The organism is Arthrobacter sp. MOO21 (assembly GCF_057369995.2).
Genome location: NZ_CM170671.2, coordinates 3,783,831 through 3,807,797, shown reverse-complemented (window position 1 = coordinate 3,807,797; position 23,967 = coordinate 3,783,831). Strand labels below are relative to the sequence as shown.

Annotated in this window: 20 protein-coding genes; 6 read left to right on the top strand and 14 right to left on the bottom strand. The window is 66.5% G+C overall.

Annotation, left to right across the window (positions count from 1 at the left end; all coding sequences use genetic code 11):
* Positions 1-40 precede the first annotated feature (40 nt).
* A complete protein-coding gene (leuA, locus tag AC2JAJ_RS17715) occupies positions 41-1,780 on the bottom strand; it encodes a 2-isopropylmalate synthase (RefSeq protein WP_221384957.1) in 1,740 nt (579 codons plus the stop codon).
* 253 nt (positions 1,781-2,033) lie between these two features.
* On the opposite strand from leuA, the gene AC2JAJ_RS17710 reads away from it, so the two are divergent.
* Positions 2,034-3,986 carry a M13 family metallopeptidase gene (locus tag AC2JAJ_RS17710; RefSeq protein ID WP_486415011.1) on the top strand — a complete coding sequence of 651 codons (1,953 nt, stop codon included), beginning with the start codon at positions 2,034-2,036 and terminating at the stop codon, positions 3,984-3,986.
* Between the two features lie 111 nt (positions 3,987-4,097).
* Here AC2JAJ_RS17710 and AC2JAJ_RS17705 read toward each other — a convergent pair whose 3' ends face one another.
* The 5 genes from AC2JAJ_RS17705 to AC2JAJ_RS17685 all read right to left on the bottom strand — a co-directional run bounded on the left by AC2JAJ_RS17705 (position 4,098) and on the right by AC2JAJ_RS17685 (position 9,611).
* Complete coding sequence (locus AC2JAJ_RS17705; protein ID WP_486415012.1) at positions 4,098-5,690, bottom strand: LCP family protein; 1,593 nt, start codon at positions 5,688-5,690, stop codon at positions 4,098-4,100.
* Between the two features lie 91 nt (positions 5,691-5,781).
* Positions 5,782-6,741 carry a GTPase Era gene (gene era / locus AC2JAJ_RS17700; protein ID WP_486415013.1) on the bottom strand — a complete coding sequence of 320 codons (960 nt, stop codon included), beginning with the start codon at positions 6,739-6,741 and terminating at the stop codon, positions 5,782-5,784.
* Positions 6,725-8,056, bottom strand: a complete 1,332-nt coding sequence (locus AC2JAJ_RS17695) for a hemolysin family protein (protein ID WP_486415014.1) — start codon at positions 8,054-8,056, stop codon at positions 6,725-6,727. The genes era and AC2JAJ_RS17695 overlap by 17 nt, the downstream gene beginning before the upstream one ends.
* Complete coding sequence (gene ybeY / locus AC2JAJ_RS17690; protein ID WP_221384949.1) at positions 8,053-8,526, bottom strand: rRNA maturation RNase YbeY; 474 nt, start codon at positions 8,524-8,526, stop codon at positions 8,053-8,055. Before ybeY ends, AC2JAJ_RS17695 begins: the two co-directional genes overlap by 4 nt.
* Complete coding sequence (locus tag AC2JAJ_RS17685) at positions 8,523-9,611, bottom strand: PhoH family protein (RefSeq protein WP_221384942.1); 1,089 nt, start codon at positions 9,609-9,611, stop codon at positions 8,523-8,525. Before AC2JAJ_RS17685 ends, ybeY begins: the two co-directional genes overlap by 4 nt.
* Before the next feature lie 419 nt (positions 9,612-10,030).
* Here AC2JAJ_RS17685 and AC2JAJ_RS17680 point away from each other — a divergent pair, with 419 nt between their 5' ends.
* Positions 10,031-10,951 carry a GerMN domain-containing protein gene (locus tag AC2JAJ_RS17680; protein ID WP_486415015.1) on the top strand — a complete coding sequence of 307 codons (921 nt, stop codon included), beginning with the start codon at positions 10,031-10,033 and terminating at the stop codon, positions 10,949-10,951.
* On the opposite strand, the gene AC2JAJ_RS17675 is transcribed toward AC2JAJ_RS17680, so the two are convergent.
* From AC2JAJ_RS17675 to hrcA, 3 genes are all read right to left on the bottom strand, one after another.
* Positions 10,938-11,717 (bottom strand): 16S rRNA (uracil(1498)-N(3))-methyltransferase, encoded by a 780-nt coding sequence (locus tag AC2JAJ_RS17675; RefSeq protein ID WP_221384938.1) that lies wholly within the window; start codon positions 11,715-11,717, stop codon positions 10,938-10,940. The genes AC2JAJ_RS17680 and AC2JAJ_RS17675 overlap by 14 nt on opposite strands.
* Positions 11,718-11,719: 2 nt before the next feature.
* Complete coding sequence (gene dnaJ, locus AC2JAJ_RS17670) at positions 11,720-12,847, bottom strand: molecular chaperone DnaJ (protein ID WP_221384937.1); 1,128 nt, start codon at positions 12,845-12,847, stop codon at positions 11,720-11,722.
* Positions 12,848-12,937: 90 nt separating this feature from the next.
* Positions 12,938-13,951 (bottom strand): heat-inducible transcriptional repressor HrcA, encoded by a 1,014-nt coding sequence (hrcA, locus tag AC2JAJ_RS17665; protein ID WP_221384935.1) that lies wholly within the window; start codon positions 13,949-13,951, stop codon positions 12,938-12,940.
* A 180-nt stretch (positions 13,952-14,131) separates the two neighbouring features.
* On the opposite strand from hrcA, the gene AC2JAJ_RS17660 reads away from it, so the two are divergent.
* Positions 14,132-14,980, top strand: coding sequence for a DUF3097 domain-containing protein (locus AC2JAJ_RS17660; protein WP_486415016.1), 849 nt, complete (start codon positions 14,132-14,134; stop codon positions 14,978-14,980).
* Positions 14,981-15,055: 75 nt separating this feature from the next.
* Positions 15,056-15,466, top strand: coding sequence for a DUF4870 domain-containing protein (locus tag AC2JAJ_RS17655; RefSeq protein WP_221384931.1), 411 nt, complete (start codon positions 15,056-15,058; stop codon positions 15,464-15,466).
* Between the two features lie 73 nt (positions 15,467-15,539).
* Here AC2JAJ_RS17655 and hemW read toward each other — a convergent pair whose 3' ends face one another.
* Together hemW and lepA are read right to left on the bottom strand one after the other, a co-directional pair.
* On the bottom strand, positions 15,540-16,769 hold the full coding sequence (gene hemW, locus AC2JAJ_RS17650) for a radical SAM family heme chaperone HemW (protein ID WP_221384929.1): 1,230 nt from the start codon (positions 16,767-16,769) through the stop codon (positions 15,540-15,542).
* Between the two features lie 36 nt (positions 16,770-16,805).
* Positions 16,806-18,659: a translation elongation factor 4 gene (gene lepA, locus AC2JAJ_RS17645; protein ID WP_221384927.1), complete on the bottom strand. Its 1,854-nt coding sequence runs from the start codon at positions 18,657-18,659 to the stop codon at positions 16,806-16,808.
* Positions 18,660-18,825: 166 nt separating this feature from the next.
* Here lepA and AC2JAJ_RS17640 point away from each other — a divergent pair, with 166 nt between their 5' ends.
* Together AC2JAJ_RS17640 and rpsT are read left to right on the top strand one after the other, a co-directional pair.
* On the top strand, positions 18,826-19,416 hold the full coding sequence (locus AC2JAJ_RS17640) for a type II toxin-antitoxin system PemK/MazF family toxin (RefSeq protein WP_486415017.1): 591 nt from the start codon (positions 18,826-18,828) through the stop codon (positions 19,414-19,416).
* Between the two features lie 140 nt (positions 19,417-19,556).
* On the top strand, positions 19,557-19,817 hold the full coding sequence (gene rpsT / locus AC2JAJ_RS17635) for a 30S ribosomal protein S20 (RefSeq protein ID WP_221384918.1): 261 nt from the start codon (positions 19,557-19,559) through the stop codon (positions 19,815-19,817).
* A 105-nt stretch (positions 19,818-19,922) separates the two neighbouring features.
* On the opposite strand, the gene holA is transcribed toward rpsT, so the two are convergent.
* The 3 genes from holA to AC2JAJ_RS17620 form a co-directional block, all read right to left on the bottom strand.
* On the bottom strand, positions 19,923-20,939 hold the full coding sequence (holA, locus tag AC2JAJ_RS17630; protein ID WP_221384916.1) for a DNA polymerase III subunit delta: 1,017 nt from the start codon (positions 20,937-20,939) through the stop codon (positions 19,923-19,925).
* On the bottom strand, positions 20,873-22,732 hold the full coding sequence (locus tag AC2JAJ_RS17625; RefSeq protein ID WP_486415018.1) for a ComEC/Rec2 family competence protein: 1,860 nt from the start codon (positions 22,730-22,732) through the stop codon (positions 20,873-20,875). The genes holA and AC2JAJ_RS17625 overlap by 67 nt, the downstream gene beginning before the upstream one ends.
* Positions 22,733-23,030: 298 nt before the next feature.
* Entirely contained in the window at positions 23,031-23,921 is an 891-nt protein-coding gene (locus AC2JAJ_RS17620; protein WP_486415019.1) for a ComEA family DNA-binding protein, read from the bottom strand.
* Positions 23,922-23,967 lie beyond the last annotated feature (46 nt).

The following is a 23,967-nucleotide window of genomic DNA, read 5'->3' as shown; positions in this document are numbered from 1 at the left end:
GCTGTACCGCCGGCAGGACCGGCGGCACAGCTCACGGATGTCAGGACTGGGCGTCCCGGATGGCGCGGTTCACGGCCGAGATAACGGCCTTCAGCGAGGACATGCTGGTGTTGGCGTCGATGCCGACGCCCCACAGGACCCGCTCCCCCACGGCACATTCGACGTAGGCGGCCGCCATGGCGTTGCCGCCCTCGGACAGGGCGTGCTCGCTGTAATCCAGCACGCGGACGTCAACCCCGTCCTCGTGGAGGATGTTCAGCAGGGCGGCAATCGGGCCATTGCCCGTGCCGGTGCGGCTGACCTGGGCACCGTCAATGGTGAGGGAGGCGTGCAGCGTCATGCCGCCGTCGTCATCCGTTTCGGTCTTGACCCCGCCCAGGGAGTAGCGGCCCCACTGCCCGTCAGCCTTGCCGGAGGGCAGGTATTCGTCCTGGAAGATCTGCCAGAGCTGGGCGCCGCTGACCTCGCCGCCCACGGTGTCCGTGCGGCGCTGGATGACACCGGAGAATTCGATCTGGGCGCGGCGCGGCAGGTCCAGGCTGTGCTCGTTCTTCAGCAGGTAGGCGACGCCGCCCTTGCCCGACTGGGAATTCACGCGGATCACGGCCTCATAGCTGCGGCCGAGGTCCTTGGGGTCCACCGGCAGGTACGGGACCTGCCAGGTGAAGTCGTCTACGGCCTTGCCGGCTGCGGCGGCGTCCCGTTCCAAGGCTTCGAAGCCCTTCTTGATGGCGTCCTGGTGCGAACCGGAGAACGCGGTGAACACGAGGTCTCCGCCGTACGGGGAACGTTCGGGGACCGGCAACTGGTTGCAGTATTCCACCGTGCGGCGGATGTCATCGATGTTTGAGAAGTCGATCATGGGGTCGATGCCCTGCACGAACAGGTTCAGGCCCAGGGTTACCAGGTCCACGTTGCCGGTACGTTCCCCGTTGCCGAAAAGGCAGCCTTCGATGCGGTCGGCTCCAGCCATGTAGCCCAGTTCGGCAGCCGCGACGCCGGTGCCGCGGTCGTTGTGCGGGTGCAGGGACAGGATGATGCCCTCGCGGGGGTGCAGGTGCCGGCTCATCCATTCGATGGAATCGGCGTAGACGTTGGGGGTTGCCATTTCAACGGTGGCGGGGAGGTTGATGATGACCTGGCGGTCCGCCGAGGCTTCGAAGACGTCGGCCACGGCGTTGCAGACCCGCACGGCGTACTCCAGTTCGGTGCCGGTGAAGGACTCCGGGGAGTACTCGTAGGTCACGTGCGTGTCCGCCAGGGTTTCCTCGTACTTCTTGCACAGGCGTGCACCCTGCAGGGCGATGTCCAGGATTCCGTCCTCGTCCTGGTTGAAGACCACGCGGCGCTGCAGCACCGAGGTGGAGTTGTAGAGGTGGACGATGGCCTGCTTGGCGCCGACCAGGGATTCGTAGGTCCGCTCGATCAGGTGTTCGCGGGCCTGCGTCAGCACCTGGATGGTGACGTCGTCGGGGATGTGGTTGCCCTCGATGAGCTGGCGGACAAAATCGAAGTCCGTCTGCGACGCGGACGGAAAGCCCACCTCGATTTCCTTGTAGCCCATGCGGACCAGCAGGTCGAACATCTTCATTTTGCGGGCCGGGCTCATGGGGTCGATCAGCGCCTGGTTGCCGTCACGCAGGTCCACCGCGCACCAGCGCGGCGCCTTGGTGATGACCTTGTCCGGCCACGTGCGGTCCGGCAGTTCGACCTTGATCTGGTCCTGGAAGGGCGTGTAGCGGTGGAACGGCATTCCTGAGGGCTTCTGTGCGTTTCGCATTACTTATCGGGGCCTTTTCTGTGGTTCTTCTTTGAAAGGGTGGCCGGGCAACACAAACTCCGCAGCGAGGGTGGGCCTAGCGCTGGATCGCGCCTGTGGCCTCGCCGCGGCAGCTAAGAAGAAGGAGCTCTGCACGCACCTTTTGAGGGTAACACGGGTGCGTAAGATGAAAGGGCACTACCGTCCGTAAAGTCCAGCATGCAGACGCCCCCGGTGTTCGGCCGGCTGCGGCATCCCAGCAAAAGGAGTTTCAGTGCCCATATCGGGGATCGACCTGTCCACCTTTGATCACACAGTCCGGCCGCAGGACGACCTCTACCAGCACGTCAACGGTGCCTGGCTGAAAGCGACCGAAATTCCCGATGACCGGCCCCTTGAAGGAACCTTCACCGCCCTCCGTGACGGGTCGGAAATAGCGGTCCGCGACATCATCGAGGAAGCAGCCGCCAAAGGCGCGGAGGCCAGCGGCATCGAACGGAAGATCGGTGACCTTTACAACAGCTTCATGGACGAAGCAACAGTTGAAGGAAAAGGCATGGAGCCGATCCGGGAGCGGCTCGCGGAGGTTCTCGCCACCGGCTCCCCGTCGGCCCTCCTGGCCCTCGCCGGCCGGCTGTTCCGGGCGGACGTGGGAGGCCTCTTCTACATCTACCCTGCCCCGGACGCCGGAAACCCGGACCGGGTCCTGCTCTACACGGGACAGGGTGGCCTTGGCCTTCCGGACGAGTCCTATTACCGCGAGGAGAAGTTCGCCCCGATCGTGTCGGCCTACACGGCGCACGTGGAAAAGATGTTCGGGCTGGCAGGGCTTCCGGATCCCCGCGGGGCAGCCGGCCGTGTTGTGGACCTGGAATCCAAGCTCGCCTCGCACCATTGGGACAACGTCACCCTGCGCGATCCGCAAAAGACCTACAACCTTCGGACTGCGGACGAGGCAGCCGCGATGTTCCCGCTCCTGCCTACCTGGTTTGAGGCTGCCGGCATCGCTGAGGACAAGCGCGCCGAGATCGTTGTGAGCACCCCCGATTTCTTTGCCGGCGCCGCGGGGCTGCTCGAATCCGTGCCGCTGTCCACCTGGCAGGAATGGCTGGCGATGCGTGTTGTCAGCGCTGCGGCGCCGTATTTGTCCGCCGCGTTCGTGGACGCCAGCTTTGCGTTCTACGGCACCACCATCAGCGGCACCCCCCGGAACAAGGACCGGTGGAAGCGCGGGGTTGCGGTAGTGGAAGCCGCCCTGGGCGAGGCGGTGGGACAGATCTACGTTGCCCGGCATTTTCCGGAGACGCACAAGGAACGGATGCAGACCCTGGTGGCGAATCTCATCGAGGCCTACCGCCGCAGCATCACGGACGTGTCGTGGATGGGTGAGGACACCAAGGCGGAGGCACTTCGGAAGCTTGAGGCCTTCCGTGCCAAGATCGGCTACCCCGACGAGTGGATTGACTACTCGGCGGTGGTGATTGAGCCCGGCGATCTCCTGGGCAACGTGGAACGGGCGCACAACGCCGACGTCGACAGGCACCTTGACGAGGTGGGCAAGCCGGTGGACCGGAACAAGTGGCTGATGACGCCGCAGACGGTCAACGCCTACTACCACCCCATGATGAATGAGATCGTGTTCCCGGCGGCAATCCTGCAGCCGCCGTTCTTCACGGCCGGGGCCGACGATGCGGTCAATTACGGTGGCATCGGCGCCGTGATCGGGCACGAGATCGGTCACGGTTTCGATGACCAGGGCTCACAGTTCGACGGCGGCGGGGCCTTGCGCAACTGGTGGACGGACCAGGACCGCCAGGCTTTCGAAGCCCTGACGGCCCGGCTCGTGGCACAGTACGACGCCCTCTCACCTGGCGCCGCGCCAGGGCACCACGTCAACGGCCGCCTCACCCTGGGCGAAAACATTGGAGACCTGGCGGGGCTCACCATCGCCTACAAGGCCTACCGGATCAGCCTGGACGGCAAGGAGCCGGAGGTCATTGACGGCCTCACCGGGCAGCAGCGGTTCTTCGCCTCCTGGGCCGCCGGGTGGCGCCAGGTCATCCGGCAGGAAGAGGCCATCCGCCGGTTGGCCACCGATCCCCACTCCCCCAACGAGTTCAGGACCAACGCCATCGCGAGGAACCTGGATCCGTTCCACGAGGCGTTTGATGTCACCGAGGAAGATGGCATGTGGATGCCTCCCGGTGAGCGCGTCAGCATCTGGTAACGGGATACAGGACAGGCCCCGCCGCACGGCGGGGCCTGTCCCGTGTGCGGCGGTTTGAGGCCGCCGGTTGGCACTGAGGGGCTTTTGGATGCGCCGGCTGGTTGGACGCCGCTACTGCCGCACGATCAGGTCCGGGTTTGCCTGCTGGCAGACCTTGTCCCCGGCGGTCTGGTTGACAATGTCCTTCGGCAAGGCAGCTGCGCCGGCCCCGGCTCCTGCACCGAACGAGGTCCCGGTGGTGAAGTCGCTGCCAACATAGACCTGCACGCCCGTGACGGCAGGTGCCGGGATCATCAGGGTTGCCGGAATGCCCAGCAGGGCTGCGACGTCGGCGGCAACGTCGGCGAAGCCGTTTCCGTAGTACACCGCCGTCTTGGCCACGGGCTGAGCAACGAACTGGCCCGTCTGGGTGAAGCCGCCGGCTACCAGAGCCTGGACGAGTTCCTGGGCGCGGCCCGCAACGCCGCTTCCGTTGGCGACGGTGACGGGCTGGATGGCCTTGTTGTAGGTGGGCGCGGGAGTCGCGGTTTCGGTGGGCTCCGCCGACGGCGCCGCCGTTTCGCTGGGCGACGGCGTGGTGGGAGCGGTGGGGTCCGTCAGGTCCACATTCTTGCGCATGGCCGAAAAAAGCTGCGCGCCTGCGGGTTCGGCGATCACCAGCCGGTTGGGGTCGACGGGTGCGGGCGTGGTGGGGACTGCCACGAATGCCACCTTGCTGATGTCGATGTCCTTGAGCCGGTTACCGATGGTCAGCAGTGTGGGGATGGAAGCGAGCCCGTCATCAACCGTGAGGTTCTGGGTGACAACGTCAGCGATCTTCAGCATCTTGGCGGGGTCGGACAACGTGCCCTCGTCCTTGATCTTCCGCGTCAGCGAGGACAGGAAGCTCTGCTGGGCCTTGATGCGGCCGAGGTCGCCGCCGTCGGCATACGCATGGCGGGCGCGGAGGAAGGCAAGTGCCATCTCTCCCTGGACCGATGATGTTCCCGCCGGCAGCCGCAGCCGGGAGTCCGGATCGTAGACGGCGTCGCTGATGCAGACCTCCACGCCCCCCACCGCGTTGGAAAGTTCCTTCACGGCGTTGAAGTCGGCCATCATGAAGTGGTCCACCTGCATGCCCGTGAGCTTGTTGACGGTGTCCACGGCGCAGCCGATGCCCGCCTCGCTCATGGCCTCGTTGATCATGACCCCGGTGCGGGCAGGGAAGTCCTTGTTGGTCTTCCTGTCCTTGCAATCGGGGATGTCCACCAGCAGGTCACGGGGGAAGCTGATGACGTTGACGCGCTTGTTGTCCTCGGAGATGTCCATCAGCATCATCACGTCCGACTTGCCGTAGCCAGTGGAATCATCAGCCGTTCCGTATTCGGAGTTCTTGCCATCACGCGTGTCCGAACCGAGGATCAGGATCTGCATCCGGCCCGTGGCATCGCTCACCGGGGACTCCGTGCCCTCGCCGCCGGCGTTCAACGGCGCCTTGGAGATGTTGTTCTGCAGACGGAAGAGCCAGAACCCTGCAAAGGCTAGGCCGGCCACGAGAACCACTGCCACCACGGCGGTGGTGGCCTTTAACCACACCGGCATCCCGCGGAAGGGGCCCAAATGGCGGGCCGCTCCCAGGCCGGTGCCACTCGCGTGGCGGGACACGGGCCCCGGTCCGGCAGGCACATCAGCCTCGTTGTCGCGTGTATCGCGGCCTCGACCCACGTGGTGAACCTTCCTCTAAAGACGAATCCGGTCCATTTTAGTGGTCCAGTCTGTAAATTAAGGGGTTGGCCCCCAGGAGGGCCGCTAAGTGTTAGAAACCCAGTTTGACGAGCTGTTTGGGGTCCCGCTGCCAGTCCTTCGCCACCTTGACGTGGAGGTCAAGATAGATGCGCGTGCCCAGGAGGGCTTCGATGCCCTTGCGGGCGTTGGTGCCCACTTCGCGGAGCCTGCTCCCGCCCTTGCCGATGATGATGGCCTTTTGCGAGGGTCGCTCGACGTAGAGGTTAACGCGCACATCCAGCAGCGGATTGTCCTCAGGCCGGTCCTCCCGGGGAACAATCTCCTCGACCACCACGGCGAGGGAATGGGGAAGTTCATCACGGACGCCTTCCAGCGCAGCTTCGCGGATCAGCTCCGCCACCATCACGGCTTCGGGTTCGTCCGTCAGTTCACCGTCCGGGTACAGCGGCGGCGACGGCGGCATGTGGCTGATCAGCACGTCGGCCACCGTTTCCACCTGGAAGCCGTCAGTTGCCGAGACAGGGACGATGTCCTTCCAGCCGTCCTCCCCCATGACTTCGCGTCCGAGCTCGGCGACGGCGAGGAGCTGTTCCGTGAGCTGCTGGCGGTCCACCAGGTCCGCCTTCGTCACGATGGCCACCACAGGCTTGCGTCCCACCGCGGCGAGCTGCGCTGCGATGAACTTGTCGCCGGGGCCGATCTTTTCGTTGGCCGGGAGGCAGAATCCGATGGCGTCAACCTCGGACAGCGTGTCGGCGACAAGGTCATTGAGCCGCTTGCCGAGGAGGGTGCGCGGGCGGTGCAGGCCCGGGGTGTCCACCAGGATCAGCTGGGCGTCCTCGCGGTGGACGATGCCCCTGATGGTGTGGCGCGTCGTTTGCGGCTTCGCGGATGTGATGGCCACTTTCTTGCCGACCAGCGCGTTCGTCAACGTGGACTTGCCCGCGTTGGGCCGTCCGACGAGTACCGAGAAACCGGCGCGGAAACCGCCGAAGTCCTCGGCGGCTGCATCCTTAATTTTCTTGCTCACGGGGAACTCCCTGCTGGGTTGCTTCGGCCTCTTCCAGGAGGCCTTCAAGGTCAGTCTCTACTCTTGGCACCGGCGCCGCAATGATGTGGCTTACCCGGTTCCGGCGGCCTTCCAGCCTGTCGGCGCGCAGCGACACGCCCTGTACTTCCACGCTGCTTCCCACGATGGGAACACGGCCCAGGGCCTTGGCGAGGAGGCCACCCACGGTGTCCACCTCGTCGTCGTCGAGCTCGAGATCGAACAGCTCACCAAGGTCATCGATGCCCATCCGCGCGCTGACACGGTAGGAGCCGTCGCCCAGCGCTACGGCTTCGGCGCTCTCGGTGTCATATTCGTCGACGATTTCCCCGACAATTTCCTCGATCAGGTCCTCAAGGGTGACCAGGCCGGCAGTGCCACCGTACTCGTCGATCACGATGGCCACGTGCGTGGATTCCTTCTGGAGCTCCCGCAGGAGGTCGCTGACGGGCTTGGATTCGGGCACGTACCGCACTTCGCGGGCCAGGGCCTCCACCACCGGCTGTTCCTCGTCCGCAGCCAACTGGTGGATGGCGGCGGCAACGTCCTTGAGGTAGATGATGCCCAGGATGTGGTCAGTGTTTTCGCTGATGACGGGGATTCGGGAATACCCGGAGCGCAGGAACAGGGACATGGCCTGGCGAAGGCTGGAGCCGGCGTCAATGGTGACGATGTCCGTCCTCGGCACCATGACGGCGCGGACGAGCGTATCGCCGAAATCGAACACGGACTGGATCATTTCCGCCTCGGTGTCCTCGATCATGTCCGATTCGCTGGCCCGGTCCAGGAGCTCACGGAATTCCTGCTCACTGAAGAATGCGTCATCGCCCCCGGGCGCGCCGGGGGCTGCAGAGCTGCCCAGCGCCACGAGCCAGCCGGGGATGGGTCCGAGGATGCTTGTCAGGAAGCGGACCATGGGCGCCGTGAAGCGGACGACGGCGGTGGAATGGAGCCGCCCAATCTGGCGCGGCGAAACACCCACGATGACGAATCCCAGCAGCGCCATGATGCCGGTGGCCACCAGTCCCGCCAGCCAGACGTTGTCCAGCAGGCTTGAAACGAGGACCGCGACGGCCACTGCGGAAGCCATCTCGAACCAGACCCGCCAGAATCTCAGTGCCCGCGTGTGGGCTACCGGCTGGGCAAGGATCCGGCGCATGGCAGTCCCGCGGCTTCTCAGCAGGGCCTGTTCGGCGTCGTGGCGCGGAAGGAAACTGAAAGCGGCTTCCGCTGCCGTCAGCACTGCCGCGACGGCAAGGAACACCAATGCCATCGCGACCAGGAGCAGTTGCGTCACTGGGTTGTCTCGGCGGGTGCTTCTTTGCCGGTGAAGCCGGACAGCAGTTCCCGCTGGAGCCCGAACATCTCCGCTTTTTCTTCCGGTTCGGCATGGTCGTAGCCGAGCAGGTGCAGGATCCCGTGGGTGGTCAGAAGCAGCATTTCGTCCTGCAGGGAGTGGCCCGCGTTTTTGGCCTGCACCTTGGCAACTTGCGGGCAGATCGCAATGTCCCCCAGCATCCCCTGCGGCGTGGGCCGGTCGGGGGTTCCCGGGGTGAGCTCATCCATGGGCACCGACAGGACATCGGTGGCACCCGGTTCGTCCATCAGCTCGATGTGCAGCTTTTCCATCGCCGGTTCGTCCACCAGGAGGATGGACAGCTCGGCCTGGGGATGGATGTAGAGCTGTTCAAAGATGTAACGGGACAACGCAACAAGTTCGGCTTCCTCAACCTGGACACCGGATTCGTTGTTCACCTCAATGCTCACGCGTGTTCCCCCCGCTTTTCCCTGCTTGCTGAGTGCTTGACCCTGTTCCGCTGGACTTCGTCCCAGAGGCTGTAGGCATTGACGATGTCCCCCACGAGCCGGTGCCGGACGACGTCGGCGGCGTCCAGGACAGAGAAGTTGACGCCCTCTATGCCCTGCAGGATTTCCTCCACGATGCGCAGCCCCGACCGGGTGCCGAACGGCAGATCCACCTGGGTGACGTCCCCGGTGACCACCATTTTGGAGCCGAAACCGAGCCTCGTCAGGAACATCTTCATCTGCTCGGGCGTAGTGTTCTGAGCCTCGTCCAGGATGATAAAGGCGTCATTGAGGGTCCGTCCGCGCATGTAGGCCAGCGGTGCCACTTCGATGGTGCCGGCGGCCATCAGCCGCGGGATGGACTCCGGGTCCATCATGTCGTGGAGGGCGTCGTAGAGCGGACGCAGGTAAGGGTCGATCTTGTCGCTCAGCGTCCCCGGCAGGAAACCCAGCCGCTCCCCCGCCTCTACCGCCGGGCGGGTAAGGATGATGCGGCTGACCTCTTTTTGCTGCAGCGCCTGGACAGCTTTGGCCATGGCGAGGTAGGTCTTGCCCGTTCCGGCAGGGCCGATGCCGAAGATGACCGTGTTGGCATCGATGGAGTCGACATAGTTTTTTTGGTTCAGCGTTTTGGGACGGATGGTCCTGCCACGGCTGGAGAGGATGTCGTGGGTCAGCACGTCCACCGGGTTCTGCAGGGACTGGGTGCGCAGGAGCGCTGCGAGCTGCTGCAGGACAGCCGGGGTGATGACCGTGCCGCGGGCCACCAGCCCGCGGACTTCCTGGAGGAGCCGCATGATCCGGGGAACATCACTGCTGGGGCCGCTGATGGAAAGCTCGTTGCCGCGCGCATGGAAGTTGACGTCCGGAAACTGCTCCTCGATGAACCTCAAGGCCTCATCATGGCTGCCGAGGGATTGAACCATCTGGTCTGAGTTCTCGAAAAGGACAACTTCAGTGCGGATGCCGGGAAGGGAATGGGGAAATTCCCCCGGGCTGCCTTCGCCCGTGTTGAGCCGCCGCCTGCCGTTTGCTGATTCAGTCATGGTGCTGGCCCGCAGGCCCGTGGTCCCCTCGAAGTTCGGCATATGTTTTCGTTTGCTTCGCCGGCGGCCGCTGCACGGCGCCAAGTTCAGCGATCCATTTATCTTACGTCAGCAAGCACCGGGGGCGGATGACGCGCCGGTGTTGAAGTGCGGGAGCCCCGCGGCTCCCCGGCGGCGGACACGGACCGTCCGCTTGGCATGAGGGACGGTTTGTATCAACTTCATATCGGGCTCATATCGTTACCGTTGCAGTTGGGCGGGTACAGCCTAATCACCGCGCGGGCGCACCGGCGGCTGTGCCATGCTGGAAATCCAGCGTCTGCTGGGACACCAGGCCGTCAGGGGATCGGCCCGCCACGCCACGAAAGGACAAGGGCAAGGAAGTGCCGGAAACCTCTGCGCCCTCATGGGCTGGACGAATGGCGGGCCGGGTGCGCCCCGCCGTCCTGGCAGGAGTCCTCGTCCTCGTTCCGGTGCTGTCGGGCTGCACGGCCGAAGGGGGCCCGACGCCCTCCCGCTCGCTCGCCTCAGTGCCCGCCACGGGCGGCACCATGCCGGATGGTCCCGCCACCAGCGCGCCGCTGGAGACCACGCAGTCTTCGAACAAGGCCCCGGTGTACTGGATTGGCCGCAGCGGGGGCAACATCTTCCTGTACCGCGAGTTCCGGGACGTTCCGGAGCAGGAGAACCCGGTAACGCGTGCCCTGCGGGCCATGATGTCGGACAAGCCCCTTGACCCGGATTTCTTCACGCCGTGGCAGAACCCCGGCAAGCTCGCCACGTCGATCTCGGGCAAGGATGTCATCACCGTTGACGTCTCCGCGGACGCCTTCAATAGCAACCTCGACGCCGACATGGCCGCCCGCGCCATCCAGCAGCTGATCTATACGGCCACTGCGGCCGCCGCGAGTTCGGGGCTGATCGATACCGGACAGCAGATCCGCGTCCGGATCCTGGTGGACGGACACACGGACTATGTGGCATTCGGGCATGTGCAGCTGGGTGCCCTGATGACCCGCGCCGCCGGACTGGTGGCGCCGGTGTGGATCATCGATCCCCAGGAGGACGCGGAGGTACCCGGAGGCAGCATCAAGATCACCGGACGCAGCACCTCCCCCGGCAGCAAGCTGCACTGGCAGATCCTGCAAGCGGCGGACGGCGGCAGCAAGACACCTTTCCTGACCGGCGAGACCACCGCCGCAGCGGAGCAGGGGCAGGCGGGCGCCTTCACTCTCGCCCTCACCCTGCCTCCCGGCGATTACGAACTGCGGGTGGGGCAGGCCGGTTCCGGCGGCGAGCCGGACCGGAACGAGGACACGCGCACCTTTACGGTTCGCTAGCAGCCCACAGGCCCAGGACGTCGCTGGCAAGCACGACGGCGGCCGGGCCGGCCGTTGACGAGCGCAGGACATGGTGCCCCAGCAGGGCGGTAACGGCGCCCGCGCTGCAGAGCTTCGTTACTTCACGTGGGCTGATGCCGCCCTCGGGACCAACGATCAGCAAAACCTCCCGTGGGCCCTCGCTGCCGCGGCCAGGCCATGCTTCGAGGACGGAGCGCAGCGGCCGCACGGCGTCCTCGTGCAGGATCACCGCAAGGTCCGCCGCTTCTACGGCCGCGCGCAGCCCGGCGGACTCGACGGCGGGCCGGACATCCGGGATCCACGCCCGCCGCGCCTGCTTTGCCGCCGCGGCTACGGAGGACTGCCACTTGGCGTGGGCGCGGGCTGCCCGGTCGCCTTTCCACCGCACGATGGACCGTTCGGACTGCCACGGTATGACGGCATCAATGCCCAGTTCGGTGGCCGTTTCGATGGCCAGTTCATCCCGGTCACCCTTCGCCAGGGCCTGGACCAGCACCAGTCGGATGTCCGGGCGGGGTTCTGCCGCCACGGTTACGCACTCCACCTCAAGGCCGGAGGGCGCGGCCGAAACGACCTTCCCCGTCATGCGGGTGCCGGCGCCGTCGACAATGTCCACGGCCTCACCCGGTGAAAGCCGTTTGACGGTGACCGCGTGCCGCGCCTCCGGCCCTTCGAGGACGAACAGTCCACCGGGGACCAAGCCGTCCAGGGCGCCTGCGGCGGTGAAGAAGACGGGGTTGCTCACCGTTACAGGTTACCGAGCCGGTCCCGAAGCTTGGCGAACATGCCGCCACTGGCAGCGAGCTTGCCCTCGGTGATCTGTTCACCGCGCAGCTTGGCAAGCTGCCGCAGGAGGTCCTCCTGCTGGGAATCCAGTTTGGCCGGGGTGTCCACCTGGAGGTGGACCTTCAGGTCGCCGCGGCCGTACCCGCGCAGGTGGGTGACCCCAAGGCCGCGCAGGGTGATGATCTCCCCCGACTGGGTCCCGGGCTTGACGTCGATCTCCTGGGTGCCGTCGAACGTTTCCAGGCTGACGTCCGTGCCCAGGGCCGCGGCCGTCATGGGGATATGCAAGGTGGCGTGCAGGTCGTCGCCTTCCCTGACGTAGGTGGCGTCGTTATTGACGCGGATTTCCACGTAGAGGTCACCGGCGGGACCGCCGGCAGGGCCCGCTTCACCCTGCCCGGCGAGCTGGATGCGGGTTCCGGTGGCCACGCCGGCGGGAACCTTGATGGTCAGCGAACGGCGGCTGCGGATGCGGCCCTGGCCGCTGCATTCGTTGCACGGGTCCTTGATGACCGTGCCGAATCCTTCGCAGGTACCGCAGGGCGCTGCCGTCATGACCTGGCCCAGGATGGAGCGGACTGCCCGCTGCACCTGGCCACTGCCGCCGCAGATGTCGCAGCGCTCCGGCTGAGTTCCGGGGCGGCAGCAGGATCCGTCGCAGGTGGGACAGACAACCGCGGTATCCACTTCAAGCTTCTTGTTGACGCCGAACACCGCGTCCCGCAGGTCGATGCGGACACTGATCAGGGCGTCCTGGCCGCGGCGTACACGGGATGCCGGGCCGGACGTGCCGCCGGCACCGAAGAAGGTGTCGAAGATATCCTGGAAGGCAAAGCCCTGGCCCGCGTAGCCGGCTCCGCCGAATCCATTGTCCGTCCCGTTCTCGTTGCCCGTGGTGTCGTAGACACGGCGCTTCTGGGGGTCGGAGAGGACCTCATAGGCGTGAGTTACTGCCTTAAAGCGCTCCGCAGCGTCCGCACCGGGGTTTACGTCCGGGTGAAGGGTGCGGGCCAGCTTGCGGTAGGCCTTCTTGATCTCTTCTCCCGTCGCCTCCGGCGAGACTCCTAGGACGTCATAGTGGCTGCTCAAAGTTCGTATCTCTTCCTTGTTGTACTGCATGTACTGGGGCTGCCCGGCCTTAGCCGGCCACCGCAACAACCAGCGGCCGACATGACGGGGTCAGGGCCCCAGAATCCTGGAAAGGTAACGCGCCACGGCCCTCACCGCGGCCATGGTGGTGGGATAGTCCATCCTTGTGGGGCCGAGGATCCCTACTTTTGCGGCACTGTCCGGCCCGTAGCCGGTGGCCACAACGGAGGCCTCGGCGAGCCCGTCATACGGGTTTTCCCTCCCGATGCTGACGGCCACACCACGGTGGTCCTGGGCCATCTCGCTCAGCAGCCGCAGCATCACCACCTGCTCCTCCAGCGCCTCAAGCACCGGGCCGATGCTGAGCGGGAAGTCCACGTTGGACCTGGCGAGGTTGGCGGTCCCGGCCATCACCATCCGGTCCTCCCGGCTGCTTTGCGCCAACGCCTCAAGGCCATGGGCCAGCGCGTGGGCCGCCTGCCGCTGGGACGGGGCGGCAGCGGCGACGACGGCGGGAAGCGCCTGGCTGAGCTGGCTCAGCGGTGTGCCGGCCAGGGCCCCGAGGAAACGCGTGCGCAGGGCCGCCAGCACGTCGTCGCCAAGGTCCTGTCCGACGTCGATGACCCGTTGCTCCACTTTGCCGCTGTTGGCGATCAGGACCACGAGGACCTTGCGCGGGGCAAGCAGGACGAATTCGATGTGGCGGACCAGGGCCCTGCTCAGGTGGGGGTACTGGACTACGGCCACCTGGTTGGTGAGCTGTGCAAGCAGACGGACGGTGCGGTCCAGCACGTCGTCGAGGTCGTCAGACCCCTCAAGCAGTGACTGGATGGCGCGGCGCTCCGCGGCGGAGAGTGGCTTGACCGCCGAAATCTGGTCCACGAACAGCCGGTAGCCCTTGTCGGTGGGGATGCGGCCGGCGCTGGTATGCGGCGCCGTAATCAGGCCCTCATCCTCCAGGGCCGCCATGTCGTTGCGGATGGTGGCGCTGGAGACCCCAAGATGATGCCGCTCCACCAGGGCCTTGGAACCGACCGGCTCGCGGGAGTGGACGTAATCCTCCACGATGGCCCGCAGTACTTCCAGTTTGCGTGGCTCGCTCACTCTCCACCTCCATCCATGGTCCGGGGCCTCCGCCCCGCCTGCATGCTGCCACCAACAAGGGTTTAGCACTCGACATGCCTCAGTGCTAACAGTCTATTATGCCGCCGCGCGTTGTTAGCATTGGTACCGCTCCGGGCGAAATTCCGGTGCTCACTACCTAGCGCTAGGCGGATCACATCCATGGATTACCAGAACTGGGCCCCCCGGGACATGTCCGCGCCGGTCCGCGCGGAGCTGCCCGAAGTTCCTGTTGAACGCGGGATGGTGCTCGAGGACGTCCAGTCGGGCTGGGTGGGTGCCGTGACCCGCGTGGAGAAGTCTGGCGGCATGCACGTGGTGGCGTTGGAGGACCGGCGCGGCAAGTCCCGTTCCTTCCGGCTGGGCTTCGGGTTCCTCCTGGACGGCCAGGCCATCCGGCTGATGCCTCCGGCGCCGCGGGCCGCTGCGGGCGTGCCCGCAGGCAGGACGGCATCGGGATCGGTGCGGGTCGAAGGCCAGCGTGCCCAGGTGGCCAAGGCGAGCCGGATCTGGGTGGAGGGCAAACACGACGCCGAACTTGTGGAGAAAGTCTGGGGCGACGACCTCCGCGTGGAGGGCATCGTCGTCGAGCCCCTGCACGGCATCGACGACCTTGCCGCGGCGGTGGCCGACTTCCGCCCCGGGCCGGCCAGGCGCCTCGGCGTCCTGGTGGACCACCTGGTGCCCAATTCGAAGGAATCCCGCATCGCGGACGCAGTGATGGCCTCGCCCGGCGCCGCCGGGAACGTGCTGATTGTCGGCCACCCCTACGTCGATGTCTGGCAGGCGATCCGGCCGGCCGTCCTGGGGATCGACCGATGGCCCGCCGTCCCCCGCGGCCAGGACTGGAAGACCGGCATCCTGAAAGCCTTTGGCTGGCCCCATGCAACCAAGGAGGACGTCGGGCTCGGATGGCAGAAGCTGTTGGGCGCCGTCCGTACCTACGCAGACCTGGAGCCCTCGCTGCTCGGCAGGGTGGAGGAAGTGATCGACTTCCTCACCGTGCCCTGAAGGCCGGACGCCGCCCCAAGAGACAGTATTCTTGGTAGTAGTCAGCAAAACTTGCACCCCCGAAGGAAACAGACTGTGGCAGAAAACGCACGTGATCACAGGGACGGCCAGGGCCGTTCCGAGTACCATGGCGTGCCGGCCAACGCCCTGCCGCTCACGGCCAGTGAAGACCGCCAGTGGGCAACCCTGGCACACTTTGGCGGCATCCTGGGATGTGTTCCCGCACTGCTGATCTACCTGATCTTCCGGGACCGCGGCCCCTTCACCGCGCAGGAATCCAAAGAGGCCCTGAACTTCAGCCTGCCGCCCACCATCGCCGCGGTACTGGCCAACATCCTGGTGTTCGTTCCCGTGGTCGGCAACATCTTCGCCGTGATCGCCACGCTGATCTGGGTCGCCCTCACCTGCTTCTCGGTAGCGGCCGGCATCCATGTGAACCGCGGCCAGCCGCACCGCTACCCCTACAACCTGCGCTGGATCAAATGACCTCAAAAGACTTTGGGGCCCACACCCGCAGGGTTCCCTGACCGAGCTTGCGAGGTTAGGGGGCGGGTGGGGATTAGTCCGGCAGGATGCGCCGCACTACCGCGTCCGCGAGGAGCCTGCCCTTCAGTGTGAGGACCAGGCGGCCGCGGAACGCGGCAGCGGGTTCCACCAGTCCGTCGGCGATGAGGCCGGCCACCTCGTGCCGCCCCGCTGCGCTGAGCGCGGAGACCTCGAGTCCGGACTGCAGGCGCGCCTCAAGCATCACCCGTTCCAGCCGCCGGGTTTCCGGATCCAGGGTCTCCCTGCCGGCGGCCGGCGACAGCCCTTGGGACAGGCGGTTGGCGTAGGCGGAGGGGTGCTTGACGTTCCACCAGCGGACCCCGCCCACATGGGAATGCGCACCGGGGCCGATCCCCCACCAGTCGTCTCCCCGCCAGTAGGCGAGATTGTGGCGGCACGCCTGCTCCGGTGTGCGTGCCCAGTTGCTGACCTCGTACCAGCCCAGGCCGGCCTCGGCGATCAGCTGGTCGGCGAGCTCATACTTGTCGGCGTGGTCGTCGTCGTCAATGCCCGGGACCTCGCCCCGGCGCATCTGCGCCGCCAGCTTGGTGCCGTCTTCAACGATCAGCGCATAAGCGCTGATGTGGTCCGGCTGGTACGACAAAGCGGTTTCAAGCGAGCACCGCCAGTCAGCCAGGGACTCCCCCGGTGTCCCATAAATGAGGTCCAGGCTGACGGCGAGGCCCGCATCGCGTGCCCACTGGACCACCTGCGGCACCCGGCTTGGGGTGTGGGTCCGGTCCAGTACCTTGAGCACATGCGGGACTGCGGACTGCATGCCGAATGACACACGGGTGAAGCCCGCGTCCTTGAGGACGCCGAGGGATTCCGGCGTGACCGAATCAGGGTTGGCCTCGGTGGTGACCTCCGCCCCATCCTCGATGCCCCATTGGTCAATGGCGGACCGCAGGATCAGAGCGAGGTCGTCAGCAGGCAGCAGGGTGGGAGTGCCGCCGCCGAAGAACACCGTGCTGAGCTTCCGTTCCGGCACGCCTGAGGCCACGAGCACCTTGCCGGCCAGCTGCACCTCGGAAACAGCCGTCCGGGCATAGGCATCCTGGGAGGCGCCGCCGCCAAGCTCTGTAGCGGTGTAGGTATTGAAGTCGCAGTATCCGCAGCGGACAGCGCAGAACGGGATGTGGACATAGAGCCCGAACGCACGGTCCCCCGCACCGTCCGCTGCCTGCGGGGGCAGGATACCGTCCGGCGGGGCGGGGTCGCCGAGGGGCAGGGTGCTAGGCATCGCAGGGGCCTCCGGTGCATCCGGACGCGGTGTTCACTACTTCTTGGCCTTGTCCTTGGACTCGTCAGTGGTCAGGGCGGCGATGAAGGCTTCCTGGGGAACCTCCACCCGGCCCACCATCTTCATACGCTTCTTGCCTTCTTTTTGCTTCTCCAGCAGCTTCCGCTTACGGGAGATGTCACCGCCGTAGCACTTGGCCAGCACGTCCTTGCGGATGGCGCGGATGCTTTCGCGGGCGATGATCCGTGAGCCGATGGCGGCCTGGATGGGCACCTCGAACTGCTGGCGCGGAATGAGTTCGCGCAGCTTGCTGGTCATCATCACGCCGTAGGCGTACGCCTTGTCCTTGTGGGTGATGGCGCTGAAGGCGTCCACCTGTTCGCCTTGGAGCAGGATGTCCACCTTGACCAGGTCGGCCACCTGTTCGCCGTCGGCTTTCCAGTCCAGCGAGGCGTAGCCGCGCGTCTTGGACTTGAGGAGGTCGAAGAAATCGAAGACGATTTCCGCCAGCGGGATCCAGTAGCGCAGCTCCACCCGGTCCTCCGAAAGGTAGTCCATGCCCTTCATTTGGCCGCGGCGGCCCTGGCACAGCTCCATGATGGCGCCCACGAACTCATTGGGCGCCAGGATGGTGGCGGACACCATGGGTTCGCGGACTTCCTTGATCTTCCCGGCGGGGAATTCGCTCGGGTTGGTGACGGTCAGGACGCTCTTGTCCTCGAGGGTCACCTCATAGACCACGTTGGGGGCCGTGGAAATCAGGTCCAGGTTGAACTCGCGCTCCAGGCGTTCCCGGACGATCTCCAGGTGCAGCAGGCCCAGGAAGCCGACGCGGAAGCCAAAGCCCAGCGCGGCGGACGTCTCGGGCTCGTAGACCAGGGCGGCGTCGTTGAGCTTGAGCTTGTCCAGGGCGTCCCGCAGGACCGGGTAGTCCGTACCGTCCAGGGGGTAGAGGCCGGAGAACACCATCGGCTTGGGGTCCGCGTAGCCGCCCAGGGATTCCGACGCCGGCTTGGCCAGGTTCGTGACCGTGTCACCGACCTTGGACTGGCGCACGTCCTTCACACCCGTGATCAGGTAGCCCACCTCGCCGACGCCGAGCCCCTTGGACGGGGTGGGTTCCGGTGAGCTGACGCCGATCTCCAGGAGTTCGTGGGACGCCTTGGTGGACATCATCTGGATGCGTTCGCGGGGGTGCAGCATGCCGTCCACCACCCGCACGTAGGTCACCACGCCGCGGTAGGTGTCATAGACGGAGTCGAAGATCATGGCGCGGGCGGGTGCGTCAGCATCGCCGACCGGCGCGGGCAGGTCCGTGACGATCTTGTCCAGCAGGGCCTCAACCCCGACGCCGGTCTTGCCGGATACCAGGAGGACGTCCTCGGGGTTGCCGCCGATCAGGTTGGCAAGTTCCGCGGCGTACTTTTCCGGCTGCGCGGCAGGAAGGTCGATCTTGTTCAGCACCGGAATGATGGTGAGATCGTTTTCCATGGCGAGGTAGAGGTTGGCGAGAGTCTGGGCTTCGATGCCCTGGGCAGCATCCACCAGCAGGACCGCTCCCTCGCAGGCCGCCAGGGACCTGGACACTTCGTAGGTGAAGTCCACGTGGCCCGGGGTGTCGATCATGTTCAGTGCGTAGCTGACGCCGTCCACTTCCCAGGGCATGCGCACGGCCTGGGATTTGATGGTGATGCCGCGTTCGCGCTCGATGTCCATCCGGTCCAGGTACTGTGCCTTCATATCGCGTGCCTGCACCACTCCGGTGGACTGCAGCATGCGGTCGGCCAGGGTGGACTTGCCGTGGTCGATGTGCGCGATGATGCAGAAGTTCCGAATAATGGCCGGATCTGTCGCGGCGGGCACCGGTGCGGTGCGGGCCATGGGAGACACGCAGGGTCCTTACTGTTGGATTTTCCGCGGCCCTCCGCCACGCACCCCAAAGGGCGCCCGCGCATGAACCGCTTTTCTTCAACCTCCAGTGTCCCACGTCCTGGCCGCTTGCACCGCATCATCGGCCAGCACCGTCGGGTGGATGCCACGGCTATAGGCTGACGGGATGGCGATCAATCTGCGCACCCTGGGAAACGCCGTCCGGGCAGGCCTGCGGCTGCTGGCCAAGCCCGCTCGGCCGGAGACAGCATCCAAGGCCCGGCGGCCCTCATCCAGCACCTCCCCGCCCAGTCCCGCACCGTCCCGTCCTGCAACGTCCCCGGCCGGTTCCTCCTATCCCGGGGATTTCAGCGGCAGCGCCACCATCAGGTACGCGCCCAGGCCCGATGGTGATCCGGACCCGGGTGAAGTGGTGTGGACCTGGGTTCCGTACGAAGAGGACCACACCAGGGGCAAGGACCGCCCGGTGCTCATCGTGGGGCATAACGGCCCGTACCTGCTGGCGCTCATGCTCACCAGCAGGGACCGGGTTCCCGCTGCATCCACAAGCAGCGATTACGTCGACCTCGGCGCGGGCGGCTGGGACCGGCAGGACAGGCCCAGCGAGGTCCGGCTGGACCGCGTCCTGCAGATCCGGGCGGACAGCATCCGCCGCGAGGGGGCGGTGCTGGACCGGGAGCGGTTCGAAGCCGTCGCCGCCGGACTGCGCCGCCGACACGGCTGGACCGGCAGCCAGAATGGCCACGCACGCGGCTGACCTGCTATTCTTTACAGCTGTGTGTCCGTGCAGGTCGACGGTCACTGATGGTTGGCCGCCATAGGTATCCCCACGCCGCTCAGTCAAGGCCAGCCTGAAAGCCCTCTAGACCATTTCCGCATTACAAAGAGAGTTCACACGTGGCGAATATCAAGTCCCAGAAGAAGCGCATCCTGACCAACGAGAAGGCTCGCCTGCGCAACAACGCAGTCAAGTCCGAGCTGAAGACTGCCATCCGCGCCGTCAACACCGCCGTTGAGTCCGCTGACAAGGAAGCTGCTACTACTGCGCTCGTTGCTGCCAGCCGCAAGCTGGACAAGGCTGTCAGCAAGGGTGTTCTGCACAAGAACAACGCAGCGAACCGCAAGTCGGCGATCTCCAAGAAGGTCAACGCACTGTAAGGTTTCCAGTTCCCACGAACTGATGGATGTGGCCGGTACCCGCGGGTACCGGCCACACGCCTTTAAACCGTTCTTGAGGTTCCTGGGCGGGACTGCGCCGGTGGCTTACCTGCCCTGGACGGACATGGCGATCACCGTCACGGCGTGTTCGACGGCGTACACGGGGTCGCGGGAGAGCCCCTTCACCTGCGCGTCGGCTTCGGCCGTGGCCTGGATGGCGCGTACCAGGCCTTCGGGCGTCCAGCGGCGGACGTCCCGCTGCGCCTGCTCCACCAGCCAGGGCTGCATCCCGAGGTCCGCCGCGATCTGGGCGGAGGAACCGGATGCCCCGGCCACCCTTGCCACGGTCCGCAGCTTTGCCGCGAGGGCAGCCACCAGGGGGACCGGGTCTGCTCCTGTGGCGAGGGCGTGCCGAAGGGTGGACAACGCCAGAGGCGCGTTTCCCGCCATCGCCGCATCGGCCACCTTGAAGGCTGTGGCTTCGATCCGTCCCCCGTAGTACCGGTCCACCACTTCGGCAGTGACGGTGCTTCCGGCGTCCGCGATCAGTTGGCTGCAGGCGGCAGCGAGTTCCGAAAGATCGGCCCCTACTGCGTTGACCAGCGCCTGGACGGCGTCCTGGTTGATGCGCCGGCCCTCGGCCTTGAATTCTGCCATCACGAAGGCGGCTTTGTCGGAATCCTTCTTCAGGGGCTGGCAGTCGACCACCGGCCAACCGCCCTTCCTGATGGCGTCGAGGAGCTTCTTGCCCCGTGCTCCCCCCGCATGGCGGAGCACCACCACTGCGTCCGGCTCGGGATGCTGCAGGTAGTCCAGGGCATCGGCCAGGAAGGCATCGTTCATGCCTTCCACGGCCTCGATTTCGATCAGCTTGCTCTCGCCGAAAAGCGATGGGCTGACCCGCATGGCCAACGCTCCGGGTTCATACGCCGCGGCGTTGATCCGGCTGAGTTCCACGTCAGGCGCCGTTGTCCGGACCTGGGCCCGGACTTTGTCCATGGCGCGGATCCCCAGGTAGTCTTCCGGGCCGCTGACGAGCACCACGGCTGCGGGGACTACATCGCGCCAGGAGGCGGTATTCGACGCCGGGGCGCGGGTTGCCCGCTTTTGCGCGGCGGCCATCGCAGGGTCCTTTCGGAAGATTTAGTGGAGTATCCCAGCCTGCCATGTCCCGGGCCGCCGTCCAAGCTGCCGGGGCTGCCGGGGTCACGGGTGCTGGCAAGCCGGTCCTCCAGCAGCCCGATCCCCGCCTCAATCCATGCGTGGACAGCAAGGACCCGGGCAAGCGACCGGCGCGGCCGGGTGGCCGCCCAGAGCGCGGCAAACGTCAAGAGCGACAGGAGTGCCATGGAGAGCAGCCCAGGAACTCCTTCCGGCCATGGCAGCGACGAACCCGGCAGTTGTGCCGCAGCCCTGGCAGTGGCGGCTACCCCCGCGCTGAAAGTCCCCGCCACGGCTATCAGTGCGGCGGCAAGCCAGGGCAGCAGGACCACCAACGGAACTGCCGCAGTTCCGAGCAGGGTTACCGGCGCCACCAGCGGCGAAGCCACCACATTGGCCAGGAGGGCATACGTGGCAAATTGCGGTTGCAGGAGGACGATGACCGGGCCGCAGAGCAGCTGGGCCGAGAGCGGCACCGCAAGCGCGGCCGCCGCCCACCGGGGAACCGCCCCGGGAATCCAGGCGATGATCCGCCGCCCCAGGACGATGATCCCCAGCGTGGCCAGCACGGACAGCAGGAATCCGAAGCTGGCGCCGAGCGCGGGATCGGCCAGCAGGAGCCCAATGACCGCAAGGCACAGGAAGCTCAGGCCCCGCCCGGACCGGCCACCAGCCAGCGAGGCAACCCCTATGGCCCCCATCAGGGCGGCGCGCAGGACACTTGCGTCCGGACCTACCAGCACCACGAACAGCCCAAGCCCGCCGAGGGCAGCGGCGGCCGCCGGGGCGCGGGGCAACCGGCACCTCCGGCACGCGAGCAGCAATGCGCCCAGGACCAGGGAACAGTTGGCGCCGCTGACGGCCGTCAGATGCGTCATGCCTACAACCTTCATGGCACTTTCCAGCCCCTCGTCCAGTGCACTGGTGTCGCCGGTGACCATTCCGGGCAGAAGCCCCCGGGCGTCCGGGCCGAGGAAGGCTGCGGCGGCTACGAATCGGGCCCGCAGGTCGCTGGCGGCACCGTCGAGCCACGAACCGCCGCTGGCCTTGCCGGGTGCCGACGAGGCGGCAAGGGTCCCGGCTTCCGGGCTCCCGGGCCCGGCGTGGTGCAGCTTACCGGTGGCACGCAGGGTTTGCCCTGGCAGCACCGCGCCCCAGCCGCGGCCGCCCATGACCAGCAGCTGCGCCCGCGTGCGCACGAGCACGCCGCCAGTGGCCACTTCGCGGGTCCAGACCGGGACCGCCCACCGCTGGGCTGTACCACCGGGCCCGGGTAGAGCGCGCGGGCTGCCTGCCACTTCGACGACGGCAACGGCTGACTTGCCGGACGCTACTGCTTCGGCGAGGGGCCCATCCGACCTTTGGCTGGAGGCTGTTGCAGAATGGGCGGCGGCGGCAGCGGCCAGCGCGAGGGAAACGCCCACGGCCGCGGAAAAGCTTCGGCGCCGAATCCGCCGGCTTCCGGGCTGTGTTCCGGGGGCGACGGCGGGACGCGCCCTTCGTTTCCATCTGTATTTCGCGGCGACGGCCAGGAAGAGGCCGCCGAGGGCTGCCAGTATGCAGCACAGGGCGGCCAGGTCCTTGGGCGGCAGCCAAAGACCTGCCACGGAGGCACTCCACACCAGCACGGCCGGCAGGGCGAGCCGCAGGTCGGTGCGGCGCCGCGGACCGGGTTCAGTGGCTTCCTGCGCTTTGCCGCCCTCGGCGATCCGCTCCCGGATCTGTTCCTTGACCCGCGCCCGGTATCCCTGCACTACCTGTCGGGGACGTGTAGACAGGCCGAACATTCGTGGGGGCCCCGCCGCAGGTGCAGGAGACGGAGCTCCGGGAGATGCCGGCGTTCCTGAGGAAGCTGCTGTCCCGGACGAAGCTGGTTTTACTGTGGCTTGCGGAGCCTTGGACCCTGCGCCCCCACCCCGGACGGCGGACTCAATGTACCGGCCCCACGGGCTGTTATGGCCCTTGGGGGTGTTGGGTTTGGAACCCAGGATGGACCTCGCCTGCCCGCCATCCCTGCCCCTCCTGCCCGGTTGCGTTGCCACGGTGGCCGCCTTAGACCGTGACCAGCGGCAGTAACGCCTCAAGCATTTTGGGCCCCACGCCATCCACTGCGTCGAGCTCTTCGACGGTTTTGAACGCGCCGTGCTCCTTGCGCCAGTCAACGATCCGCTGGGCCAGCACCGGGCCGACTTTTGGCAGCGTGTCCAACTCGGAGGCGTCCGCGGTATTGAGGTTGATCTTTCCGCCCGCAGCGCCTGCTGGTCCCCCGGAGGAACCTGAGCCACCCGCCGCTGAGGCACCCGAGCCGGAGGGATCCGCCGCCGCGGGGTCCCCTTGCTGCGGGACATGGATCTTCTGGCCGTCCTCCACCACGAGCGCAAGGTTGAGCCGGTTCACGTCCGCGTCCGGCGTGGCACCACCGGCGGCCACGATGGCGTCGTTGATGCGGCTGCCCTGCTGCAACCGGATGACACCGGGCTTGGCCACGGCTCCGGCCACGTGGACCACGACCAGTGCAGCAGCCGGCGTGGGCTGCCCGGGACCAGGATCAGAGGGAGGTCCGCCGGCGTCCTCCCCGGGTGCGACGCCTCCGGGCGGGCCGCTGCTGTTTTCCGGGCTGACGCTGCCCAAGGGCAGGACTTTCGGGTCAGCCGCGCCGGCCTGCCACCAGAACCAGGCGCCAGCCGCCACCGCCAGGGCAGCCAGAAGCATGGCAGCGCGGAACCCCACCCGCCACCTCAGCGCAGGCGACCCACCCGATCCGCCTGCGGAGCCGGCACCGGTACCTGCTCCGTCCGGTTCCACGCCTCCCCCGTATTCGAAACCGCCAAGGGCCAGGCCCTCCTCCGGCGCACCGGCACTGGAATCCCCCAGTGCCGCCTGAAGCCGCTCCCTCGCATGCCGCGCCTGGCGACCTGCTGCTCGAGCATCCCGGCGTGACATGGCTCCACCGTAGGGAGACCTGAGGTCATCAGGGAGGCCCCGGAGG